General features: G+C 72.6%; 11 protein-coding genes. 7 read left to right on the top strand and 4 right to left on the bottom strand.

Annotated features, from left to right (window positions below):
* Positions 1-230 precede the first annotated feature (230 nt).
* From HMPREF3159_RS01170 to HMPREF3159_RS01145, 6 genes are all read left to right on the top strand, one after another.
* Positions 231-1,580 carry an ABC transporter substrate-binding protein gene (locus HMPREF3159_RS01170; RefSeq protein ID WP_070499210.1) on the top strand — a complete coding sequence of 450 codons (1,350 nt, stop codon included), beginning with the start codon at positions 231-233 and terminating at the stop codon, positions 1,578-1,580.
* On the top strand, positions 1,577-2,731 hold the full coding sequence (locus tag HMPREF3159_RS01165) for a carbohydrate ABC transporter permease (protein WP_070499208.1): 1,155 nt from the start codon (positions 1,577-1,579) through the stop codon (positions 2,729-2,731). Before HMPREF3159_RS01170 ends, HMPREF3159_RS01165 begins: the two co-directional genes overlap by 4 nt.
* A complete protein-coding gene (locus HMPREF3159_RS01160) occupies positions 2,728-3,591 on the top strand; it encodes a carbohydrate ABC transporter permease (protein WP_070499207.1) in 864 nt (287 codons plus the stop codon). The genes HMPREF3159_RS01165 and HMPREF3159_RS01160 overlap by 4 nt, the downstream gene beginning before the upstream one ends.
* Positions 3,592-3,732: 141 nt before the next feature.
* Complete coding sequence (locus HMPREF3159_RS01155; RefSeq protein ID WP_083305737.1) at positions 3,733-4,806, top strand: Gfo/Idh/MocA family protein; 1,074 nt, start codon at positions 3,733-3,735, stop codon at positions 4,804-4,806.
* Positions 4,803-5,594 (top strand): dTMP kinase, encoded by a 792-nt coding sequence (tmk, locus tag HMPREF3159_RS01150; protein ID WP_083305736.1) that lies wholly within the window; start codon positions 4,803-4,805, stop codon positions 5,592-5,594. The genes HMPREF3159_RS01155 and tmk overlap by 4 nt, the downstream gene beginning before the upstream one ends.
* A complete protein-coding gene (locus HMPREF3159_RS01145; protein ID WP_070499205.1) occupies positions 5,591-6,769 on the top strand; it encodes a DNA polymerase III subunit delta' in 1,179 nt (392 codons plus the stop codon). The genes tmk and HMPREF3159_RS01145 overlap by 4 nt, the downstream gene beginning before the upstream one ends.
* Positions 6,770-6,910: 141 nt before the next feature.
* Here HMPREF3159_RS01145 and HMPREF3159_RS01140 read toward each other — a convergent pair whose 3' ends face one another.
* The 4 genes from HMPREF3159_RS01140 to nth form a co-directional block, all read right to left on the bottom strand.
* Positions 6,911-7,999, bottom strand: a complete 1,089-nt coding sequence (locus tag HMPREF3159_RS01140; RefSeq protein ID WP_070499203.1) for a DUF3027 domain-containing protein — start codon at positions 7,997-7,999, stop codon at positions 6,911-6,913.
* 1 nt (position 8,000) lies between these two features.
* Positions 8,001-8,387 carry a cold-shock protein gene (locus HMPREF3159_RS01135; protein ID WP_053916106.1) on the bottom strand — a complete coding sequence of 129 codons (387 nt, stop codon included), beginning with the start codon at positions 8,385-8,387 and terminating at the stop codon, positions 8,001-8,003.
* Between the two features lie 269 nt (positions 8,388-8,656).
* Positions 8,657-9,355, bottom strand: a complete 699-nt coding sequence (locus tag HMPREF3159_RS01130; RefSeq protein ID WP_010549524.1) for an NUDIX hydrolase — start codon at positions 9,353-9,355, stop codon at positions 8,657-8,659.
* Positions 9,352-10,047 (bottom strand): endonuclease III domain-containing protein, encoded by a 696-nt coding sequence (nth, locus tag HMPREF3159_RS01125; protein ID WP_010549523.1) that lies wholly within the window; start codon positions 10,045-10,047, stop codon positions 9,352-9,354. The genes HMPREF3159_RS01130 and nth overlap by 4 nt, the downstream gene beginning before the upstream one ends.
* Before the next feature lie 156 nt (positions 10,048-10,203).
* Between nth and HMPREF3159_RS01120 the strand changes: the two genes are divergently transcribed.
* A complete protein-coding gene (locus HMPREF3159_RS01120; protein ID WP_010549522.1) occupies positions 10,204-10,881 on the top strand; it encodes a Crp/Fnr family transcriptional regulator in 678 nt (225 codons plus the stop codon).
* Positions 10,882-10,954 lie beyond the last annotated feature (73 nt).

The following is a 10,954-nucleotide window of genomic DNA, read 5'->3' as shown; positions in this document are numbered from 1 at the left end:
CGCCCCACGGCCCCCGCCCGCCCTCCCCCGGGAGAGGGCGGGGCCCCGCATGTGCTCACCGTGGGTGCGCGGAGCGCCGGGGCTCGCCGTCCAAGCGGTCAGTACCGCGCACTGCGGGGTCACATCCCCGCATCGACGGGCGGTCGGGAGCACCGAGACCACGCCTGCCCGGCATCTCCGGCCTACAGTGAGCTCACGTGCTCGAAGCGGACTCACGAAGGAGTGAACTCATGGATCGATGCCCGAGTCGGCGCACGGTCATGACCGGGGGCGCGGCCGCTGCGGCCGCGCTGGGCGTGACCGGATGCCTGCAGAACCCCGACCCGTCCCGCGGAGGCGGAGGAGGCGGTGCGGAGAAGTACGTGGAGGGCCAGGTCCCCGGTCCCGGGACCGTCAGCGTCCTCGGCGCCTTCGGCGGTCAGGAGGAGGAGGCCCTCATGGCCTCGCTCGCCGCCTTCGAGGAGGAGTCGGGGATCTCCGTCCAGTACTCGCCCGACCAGGACTTCACCACCACCATCCAGCAGCGTGTGGCCTCCGGCGACGCCCCTGACGTGGCACTTTTCCCCCAGCCGGGTGGTCTCTTCGACCTCGCCGCGCAGGGGCACATCACGGCGATCGACGCCTTCCTCGACTACGACTCGCTGAACTCGACCCTGATCCCGGGCTTCCTCGACTCCGCCCGCTACCAGGGCCGCGTCTACGGCGCCCCGATGAGGATGGCGTGCGAGTCCCTCATCTGGTACCCGAAGAAGGCGTACGAGGAGGGCGGCTACTCGACCGAGCCCGCCACCATGCAGGAGCTCTACTCCATCGCCGCCGAGATCAAGGACACGGGCATCACCCCGTGGTCCGACGGCTGGAACGCCGATCAGGCCACGGGCTGGGTGGGCACCGACTGGCTCGAGGAGTTCATGCTCCGGGTCCACGGCCCGGACCTCTACGACGACTGGATCTACCACCGCATCCCCTTCAACTCCCCCGAGGTCGTCGAGGTCTTCGACATCCTCGGCGAGCTGCTGAAGACCGAGGGGAACGTGCTGGGCGGACCCACCACCATCCTCAACACGCCCTTCTCCGAGGCCCCGCTGCCGCTGTTCGAGGACCCGTCCCGGGCGATGTACGTGCGGCAGGGCAACTTCGTCACCGGCTTCCTCCCGGAGGACATCCTGGCGAACATGGACGAGGAGGTCGGCGTCTTCGCGATGCCCCCCTGGGAGGGCGGCTTCGAGGGACAGCCGATCCTGGGCGGCGGCGACCTCGCCGCACTGTTCACCCTCAACGACGACTCGGTCGCATTGATGAAGTTCCTGACCTCCCCGGAGTTCGGCATCGAATGGGCGCAGGCCGGCGGCTGGCTCAGCCCGCACAAGACCTTCGACGCCTCGCACTACGCCGACGAGACCACGCGCCGCGTCGCGGAGATCGCCTCGAACGCCGAGGTGTTCCGCTACGACGGCTCCGACGTCATGCCCAACGCCATCGGCGGCGGCAGCTTCTGGACCGGCATGGTCGAGTGGCTGAACGGATCGAAGAGCGCCCAGCAGGTGTGCGACGAGATCGAGGCGGGGTGGCCGCAATGACCGCCGCGGCGACCCGCTCCTCGGGCTCCTCGGCGATCACGCCGCGCGGACGGGCGGGATCCCCCGCCCGTCCGGCGCTGCTGATCCTGGGGGCGATCGGCCTGGTGGCGACGGTGTGGCTGGTGTGCAACGCCTTCCTCGCCTTCGCCTACTACCCGCAGTGGTTCCTGCACTCCAAGCTGCTCATCGGCGCGCTGGGCCTGGTGTTCGGCATCGGCGGCGCGGTCGTGTTCTTCCGCTTCCTGAACATGATCATCGAGGGCCTCCCCTCCCGGCTCAGCGAGGGCCTGATCCCCTACGCCTTCCTGCTGCCGGCGCTGACGCTGCTGGGCCTGATGCTCATCTATCCGACGGTGCAGACGATCGTGTACTCCTTCGCGAACGCCGACTCCACCGACTGGGTGGGCCTGGCGAACTACGGGGCGATCTTCGGCTCCGCGGAGTTCTGGCAGGCCATGCTGAACAACTTCCTGTGGATCCTCATCGTCCCGCTGATCACCGTCGCCTTCGGTCTCGCGGTCGCGGTGCTGGCGGACAAGCTCTCGACCACCGGTGAGCGGGTCTCGAAGTCGATGGTGTTCCTGCCGATGTCGATCAGCTTCGTCGGCGCCTCCACCATCTGGGGCCTGATCTACGCGTTCCGCCCGCCGGACACCGCGCAGACCGGCCTGCTCAACGCGGTGGTGGTGGCGCTCGGCGGCGAGCCCCAGGCCTGGCTCCAGATCGACACCGCGCGGCTGAACTCGCTGCTGCTCATGGTGATCCTGGTCTGGCTGCAGACGGGTTTCGCGATGGTGCTGATCAGCTCCGCGATCAAGGGCGTCCCCGAGGACACCGTCGAGGCGGGCCGGATGGACGGCGCCGGCGAGGCACGAATCTTCTGGCAGATCATCTTCCCGCAGGTCCGCCCCACCCTGCTCGCCGTGTTCATCACGGTGCTGATCCTGGTGCTGAAGGTCTTCGACATCATCTACGTGATGACCAACGGCCGCGACAACACCGACGTCATCGCCAACCTGTACTTCCGCAAGCTGTTCGTGGAGCGCCAGGCCGGGGAGTCCTCCGCGATCGTGGTGGTGCTGCTGGTGCTGATCATCCCGATCCTGGTCTACCAGGTGCGATCCTTCAAGGCGCAGGAGGCGAACCGATGATGGGCACGATGAAGGACGGGCGTCCCCGCTCCCTGCTCGCGATCGTCACCATGGTGGTGCTGGCCCTGCTGTGGACCGTACCGACGATCGGACTGCTGGTCACCTCGTTCCGCACTCGCGAGGACGTCGCCTCGACGGGGTGGTGGGACGCGCTGCTGAACCCCTTCGGAGCCGGCTGGACGCTGGCGAACTACGAGCGGCTGTTCGAGTCCACCACGGCGGGGTCCTCGCTGTTGAACTCGGTGGTCGTGGCGGTGCCGGCGACGGTGCTGCCGATCATGTTCGCGGCCTTCGCGGCGTACGCGTTCACCTTCATGCGGTTCCCGGGCCGCGAGCTCCTGTTCATCCTCATCGTCGCGGTGATGGTGGTGCCGATCCAGGTGGCGTTCCAGCCCATGCTGGATCTGCTCGGTCCGCGCGGGCTGGGGATCAACGGGCAGTTCGTGGCGGTGTGGCTGCTGCACACCGGCTTCGGGATGCCGCTGGCGGTGTACACGCTGCGCAACTACATGGCCACGCTCCCGAACTCGGTGATCGAGAGCGCGAAGATCGACGGCGCCTCGCACTTCCAGACCTTCTGGAAGCTGGCCGCGCCGATGTCGATGCCGGCCCTCGCCGCCTTCGCCACGCTGCAGTTCCTGTGGGTGTGGAACGACCTGCTCATCGCGAAGCTGTTCCTTGGCGGCGGCGGGAACAAGACGATCATCGTGGACCTCCAGCAGATGCTGGGAACCCAGGGACAGGGCGAGGAGCTGCTGACCGCAGGCGCCTTCCTGTCGATGGTGATCCCGATGATCGTGTTCTTCTCCCTGCAGCGCTTCCTGGTGCGCGGTATGACGGCGGGTTCGGTGAAGGGCTGAGCGCAGGGCCGAGCGCAGGGCCGAGCCGTCGACCGGACCCCTGCCCCGGCATGCGGTCCTCCGATTCAGCCATCGGCGCAACCGCATCCACAGCGTCCCCGGCACCCCCGTGGTGTCGGGGACGCTCGATAGATTGGACCCATGAGCCAGACCGACGAGACCCGCGGCGCCGCCCCGACCGCGCTGGTCCTGCCCGAGCCCTCCGTCCCCGATCCGGCCTCGGCGCCGGGTCTGCGCTGGGGCGTGGTCTCCCCCGGCCACATCGCCGGACAGTTCACCGACACCGCCCATCGGGCGACGGCCTCGCGCATCGTCTCGGTCGTCTCCCGCTCCGCCGAGCGGGCCGCGGCCTTCGCGGCCGAGCACGGTGCGGAGCGCTCCTTCGACAGCGTCGAGGGCATGCTCGCTGCGGGCGGCATCGACGCGGTGTACATCGCCTCCCCGCACGCCCAGCACCACGAGCTGGCCCGCCCGGTGCTCGAGGCAGGCGTGCCGGTGCTGGTGGAGAAGGCGTTCACCCTGAACACCGCGCAGGCCCGCGACCTGCTCGACCTCGCCCGGGAGCGGGGCGTGTTCGCGATGGAGGCGATGTGGGCGCGCTTCCTGCCGCAGTACGACCTGCTGCGCGGCGTGCTCGAGGCCGGCCTGCTCGGCGAGATCGTCGAGGTCGCGGCCGATCACGGCCAGGCCATGCCCACCGACCCCTCCCACCGCATGAACGCTCCCGAGCTCGGCGGCGGGGCGCTGCTGGACCTCGGCGTCTACCCGATCTCCTTCGCGCAGATGGTGGTCGGCGATCTCGAGGACCCCGTCGTGCGCGGGGAGCTGACCCCCACCGGCGTCGACGCGACGCTCGGCCTGCTCGCCCGGGGCGTGCGCGGCGGGTTCGCGCGGCTCGGCACCACGCTGCGCACCCGCACCCCGGCCGAGGCGGTCGTCGCGGGCACCGCGGGCACAGCCCGTCTGACCGGTCCGTTCTACGCCCCGGGCACGCTCACCGTCGAGCTGCTCGACGGCCGCTCCGCGTCCTTCGAGCATCCTGGCGCGCCCCGCGACGGGATGGCGTACGAGATCGCGGAGGCCGCCCGACGGATCACCGCCGGCGAGCTCGAGTCCCCGCTGATGAGCTGGGCGGACACCCTGTCGGTGATGGGGACGATGGACGCCGTCCGCGCCGCGCTCGGCGTCGTCTACCCCGGGGAGGAGGGCGCATGAGCCGCACCGAGCCCGCTCCCGCGCCGCACGAGGACGCCCTGCAGGCCGCGGCACGGCACGCACCGGCGCTGCACAGCATCTCCCTGCGCATCCCCGCGACCCACCCGCCCCGCCGCGGCGTGTTCATCTCCTTCGAGGGAGGGGACGGCGCCGGGAAGTCCACCCAGATGAGGATGCTGCGGGACCACCTGGTCACCGAGCGCTCCGTCGCCGAGGACCTCATCCTCACCACCCGGGAGCCGGGCGGCACGCCGCTCGGCGAGAGCATCCGCGAGCTGCTGCTGCACGGGGAGCACGTCGAGCCCCGCGCGGAGGCGCTCCTGTACGCCGCGGATCGCGCCCACCACATCGCGACCGTCGTCCGCCCCCACCTCGCCCGCGGCGGGCTCGTGCTCGGGGACCGGTATCTCGACTCCTCCGTCGCCTACCAGGGCGCCGGGCGCGAGCTCTCGCCGGAGGAGATCGCGGGGCTGTCGCTGTGGGCGGTCGACGGGCTGCTGCCCCATCGCACGATCCTGCTCGACGTGCCCACCAGCGCCCTGGACGAGCGGCGCGGACCCGCCGGCAAGGACCGCCTGGAGAGCGCGGGCCTGGAGTTCCACGAGGCGGTGCGCGAGGAGTTCCTCGAGCTCGCCCGCGCGGATCCGGAGCGCTACGCCGTGATCGACGGGACCCGCCCGCGCGAGGAGGTCCACGCGGAGGTGCTCGCCTCCGTCGCCGAGGTGCTGAGCCTGTTCGACCCGACCTTCGAGCCGGTGCCGCCGCCCCGGCACCGGGACGAGCAGTGACCGCGGCCGCGCAGGCTGCCGGGGCCCCGCACGCGCCCGGCGTGTGGGCCGACGTCGTGGGCCAGGACGCGGCGGTCGCGCAGTTCCGCCGCGCCGCCTCCCCGGAGGGCTCCCTCGCCCAGGCGTGGCTGATCACGGGTCCGCCCGGCTCCGGCCGCTCCACCGCGGCCCGGGCCTTCGCCGCGACGCTGCAGTGCGAGCAGGGCACCGGCTGCGGGCAGTGCCCGGCCTGCCGCACCACCCTCGCGGGGACGCATCCCGATGTCACCGTCGTCGCCACCGACAAGCTCTCCATCGCGAAGGAGGAGGTGCGCTCGCTGGTGATGACCGCGCAGCGCGCCCCCGCCACGGGCCGGCACCGGGTGCTGGTGGTCGAGGACGCGGACCGCATGACCGCGGGCACCTTCAACGTGCTGCTGAAGTCGATCGAGGAGCCGCCGCCGTCGACGGTGTGGATGCTGTGCGCCCCCTCGGCCGAGGACCTCGCCCCCACCATCCGCTCCCGCTGCCGCCTGGTGACCCTCACGGTCCCGGACTCCGACGTGGTCGCGGAGCTGCTGCGCCGCCGCGACGGGATCGAGGACCAGCTGGCACTGCGTGCGGCGCGCGCCGCCCAGGGCCACATCGGTCTCGCGCTGCGCTACGCGACGCAGGAGGGGGCCCTCGGCGCACGGGTGGAGTCGGCGCGCACGCTGCTGGCCCTGCGCACCGCCGGCGGCGCCGTGCTCGCCGCCCAGACCCTCGTCGAGCGGGCGACCGCCGAGGCCAAGGAGCACGCGGACCAGGTCGCGCTCGAGGAGAAGGAGCGCTTCCTGCGCTCGGCCGGGATCGACGACGGGAAGGTGCCGCCCTCGCTCCGCTCCCAGATGCGCCAGCTCGAGGAGGACGCCAAGCGGCGCCAGACCCGTCTGGTCCGTGACGTGCTGGACCGGTACCTGCTGGATGTCCACTCGGTGCTGCGCGACGTGCTGAGCCGTCAGCTGGCCACCGGGTCGGAGCTGGTGAACGTCGACGTGACGGGCGAGATCGAGCAGGCCGCCGCGCACGGCACGGGCCGCTCCACCCTCGCTCTGCTCGAGGCCGTGCAGGGGGCCCGTCAGCGGATCGCGGGGAACGTGCCTCCGCTGCTCGCGGTCGAGGCGCTGCTCTCCCGGATCGCCGTCTCCCAGCGCTGACCCCGCCGGGCACCGGGCCGGATCCGCCCCTCGCGCCCTCGCCTGGAGGTCGCCGCGACGTCACGTGCGCCCCTGTTCCGGTTCTGGAACAGGGGCGCACGTGAGCTGCGGGGAAGCGGTCCGCCGGCCCGAGTCCGGGGATCAGTCCTCGGGAGAGTCCGCCTCGGGGATGTCGAAGGACAGGGCCGGGTGCTCCGTCGGAGTCTGCTCCTGCGAGACCTGCTCCGGCTCCTGGACCGGCGCGGGCTCGGCAGCCGGCTCTGCCGACGCGGCATCAGCCGGAGCGGGCTCGGCGGCCGGCTCGACGAGCGCGACGTCCGCCGGGGCGGAGCTGCTCTCGGCGTGCGAGCCCCCGGTCTGGGCGGCGTCCTCGGCCTGGGACCCCTCGGCCCCGGCACCGTCGGCCGGTGCGGTCGCGTCCGCGGCGGCCTTCTCGTCGTCGACGACCTCGACGTCGAGCTCGTCGACGATCACGCCAGCGCCGCGGGGGATCTCGGGCTCGCCGTCGTCCTGCCCGGTCTCGGAGTGGGCGCCGCAGCCGTAGCCGAGGTGGACCACGCGGCCGTCGGCCGGGGACCACTCGTTGGTGCACACGCCGAACTCGGAGCGCAGGGAGCCGGAGAGCTTCATCAGGAATCCGCAGCTGGTGCAGCTCGCGGGGACGGTGCCCTTGCGCCCGCGGGAGGAGGTCTGGCGGGGGCCGAACTCGCCGGCCTGCCAGCGCTCGGCGGCCTCGCCGCGGCCCTCCTGCGAGAGCACGCGGGGGCGGCCGAGTCCCAGCTCCCAGAGGGCGACGCGGTCCTCGTCCTCGTCGCCGGTGGCCTCGTAGCCCTGCTCGAGCCGCTCGTCCTGCTCCCGGTAGGGCAGCAGGTCGTCGGCACCGACGTCCTCGGGCTTCAGACGCTCGGACCACGGCTCCCAGGCGGGGGCGAGGATCGCGTCCTCGCCCGGCAGCAGCGCGGTCTCGGCGACGGTCGCGGCCTTCGCACGGGAGGCGCGGGCCAGCACGACCACCCAGGACCAGCCGCGGTAGCCGGGCATGGTGCACTCGAAGACGTGCGTGACCAGCCGCTCCCCCGTCGCCTCGACGCGGAGGTGCTCACCGACCTGTCCGGGCTCGGTGACGTCCTCGAGCGCCTCGCGGGCGAGCTCGACGGCAGCCGCGGCGACCGCGTCGAGCGTCGGACGTGCGGTGCGGGGACGGCGGGGGGCGGTGGTCGGGGACGTCATCTCAGGCCTCGAAGTTATCGGCGACGGCTCGCAGCACGGTGGCGATCTTCTGGGAATGGCCGCGATCGGGGTAGCGGCCGTGGCGCAGCCCGGTGCCGGCGTCGTCGAGGAGCCGGATCAGGTCCTCGACCATGACGGCGAGGTCCTCGGGCTTCTGGCGGCGGGCGCGGGCGACCGACGGCGCGGGCTCGAGCAGCTGCAGGGAGAGCACCTGCGGGCCGCGGCGGCCGTCGACCATGTCGAACTCGACGCGGGCGCCGGGACGGAGGGTCGTGACCCCCTCGGGCAGGGTGGTGGCGTGCACGTACACGCTCTGACCGTCCTCGTCGTCGAGGATGAAGCCGAAGCCCTTCTCGGCGTCGTAGAACTTCACCTTGCCTCGTGGCACCTGGATCCCATTCCTCATCTGGTGGTCGTCGTGGGGAGATTCTCGGATCCCGGGCGCATGCGGACCGGCGTGCCGGCCGCCTCCACCCGGGAGGCTGCCGGAGCGGGTCCGGCAACACTCCATGCTATCGCGAGCAGGCCGGCAGCGGCGAGCGGGTTCCTGCGAGGTGACGACGGCCACCGCAGGGAACGACACGACGGCGCGGGCAGGGCCCGACAGGCCGACGGCGCAGCGCAGCACCCTGCACGACGGGACGGCACTGCCCCCGCTCAGCGCCGGCGCTCGGGCGGGATCTCGCGGGTCGGGGCGTCGGCCGGGACGGGATCGAGGCCGAGCCCGGCGAGGACCTGCTCGAGGATCATCGCCGTGAAGCCCCAGACGAAGGCGTCCTCGGGCAGCTCGAAGACGGGGCCGACGTCGTGCCCGTTCAGCCGGCCGCGTCGCCGCAGCGCGGCGTCGTCGAGGGAGTCGCTCCCGGTCAACGGCGCCCACACCAGGCGCTCGACCTCGATCGGGTCCTGCACCCCGAGCGGCGGGACCTCGGCGGACCAGCTCAGCACCGGGATCACGAGCTGACCCCGCCAGGGCATCGGGATCGGGGCGAAGGCGCCGAGCACGTGCGCGTCGGCGGGGTCCAGCCCCGTCTCCTCCTCCGCCTCCCGCAGCGCGGTGTGCACATCGTCGCGGTCGCCGGGGTCGCGCTTCCCTCCGGGCAGGGAGAACTGGCCGGGCTGGGAGCGCAGGCGGTGGCCGCGCTCCTCGAGGACGAGCCGGGCGTCGGCCAGATCCGTGCCGGCGACGTGGATGAGCACGGCGCTGCGCCGCCCGCCGTCGGTCGGCATCGGAGGGGAGCCGCGTCCGTCCCGACGCTCCACGAGCACGTCCCCGCGCCGGGCCCGCTCGGCGAGCGGGGCGAGGAAGCCGGCCCCGTCGGGAAGCCCCTCGGCCGACGGGACGGCCGCGCTCATGCCGCCTCCCCCGCGCTCGGGCAGAGGTCGGCCAGCACGCACTCCCCACAGCGGGGCGCCCGCGCCGTGCAGACGCGGCGGCCGTGGAGGATCAGGCGCAGCCCGAGCATCGTGAGGTCCTCGGCGTCGGCGCCCGTGCCGTCGGCCTCCACCCGCGCCACGACGTCCTCCTCGACCGCTCGCGGGTCGGTGGCCGTCGTCCAGCCGAGCCGGCGCGAGAGCCGCCCCACGTGCGTGTCCACGGCGAGCAGGGAGTGGCCGAACCAGGCCCCGCGGACCACGTGCGCGGTCTTCCGGCCGACGCCGGGCAGCCGCTCGAGCGCGGCCTGGTCGTCGGGCACCTCCCCGTCGTGGTCCACGAGCAGCGCACGGGAGAGGCCGATGATCCGACGCGCCCGGGTCGCGCCCATCCCGAGCGGGCGCACCTGCTCGGTGACCGCGTCCTCGTCGGCCTCGGCGAGAGCGGCCGGGCCGGGCCAGCGGGAGAACAGTCCGGGGGTGACCTGGTTGACGCGCACATCGGTCGTCTGTGCGGAGAGCACGGTCGCGACCAGCAGTTCGAAGGCGTCGCGGTGGTCGAGCTCGGTGCGCGCACCGACGTGGAGGCGCTCGAGCCGGGCCGCGACGAGACCCGCGTCGGCGGGGGCCCCGGAGGCGGCCGCGGCGGGGCGGTGGGACGACCTGCTCGACATGCCGGAGGCGTCTCCCTTCCTCGGAGATGGGCCATGACGCCGCGAGCGCGATAGTGTTTGACCATCATGTGACAGCCGCCACCGCTGAACGTGGCGTCCGCCACAGGTTGCACAGCACGGTCCCGGAAGATCGGGACCCCACATCCAGGAGGTTCCGTGGACGAGAACATCGTACGGTCGTCGCCGCTGTTCGCCGCGCTCGACGAGGACGGCAAGCAGGCGGTCCTGGCGTCGATGAAGCAGGAGGACTACCACCGCAGCGCCATCATCTTCCGTGAGGGCGATCCGGGCGATCGGCTCTTCATCATCGGCTCCGGCAAGGTGAAGGTCGGCCACGCCTCGGGCGACGGCCGCGAGAACCTGCTCGCGGTGCTCGGCCCGGGCGAGACCCTCGGCGAGCTCTCCCTCTTCGATCCCGCGCCGCGCAACGCGACGGCCACGGTCGTGGCCGAGTCCACCCTGTACTCCCTCTCGCAGCAGGACCTGTACCGCGTCCTCGCGCAGCGTCCGGAGGTGGGCCGCCATCTGCTCGCCTCGCTCGCGCGCCGTCTGCGCAAGACCAACGAGTCCCTCGCGGACCTGGTCTTCGCCGATGTGCCCGGTCGCGTGGCGAAGAACGTGCTCGACCTCGCCCAGCGCTTCGGCCGTCAGACCGACGACGGCGTGATGGTCGCCCACGGTCTGACCCAGGAGGAGCTGGCCCAGCTCGTCGGCGCCTCCCGCGAGACGGTGAACAAGGCCCTGGCCGACTTCGCCTCCCGCGGCTGGATCCGGCTCGAGGCCCGCGCCGTCCTCATCGCCGACGTGGAGCGCCTGCGCCGCCGCGCCCGCTGAGGCGGGCCCGGGCATCTCGCGCAGACGCTCGACGCCCAGCCCCCGTTCGAACGGCCCTCCTCCCCGCGCGGGG

Origin of the sequence: Brachybacterium sp. HMSC06H03 (assembly GCF_001807385.1) — a bacterium.
Lineage (GTDB): Bacteria > Actinomycetota > Actinomycetes > Actinomycetales > Dermabacteraceae > Brachybacterium > Brachybacterium conglomeratum.
Note: the sequence above shows the minus strand (reverse complement) of the source record. Positions and strands in the feature narration are given on the sequence as shown.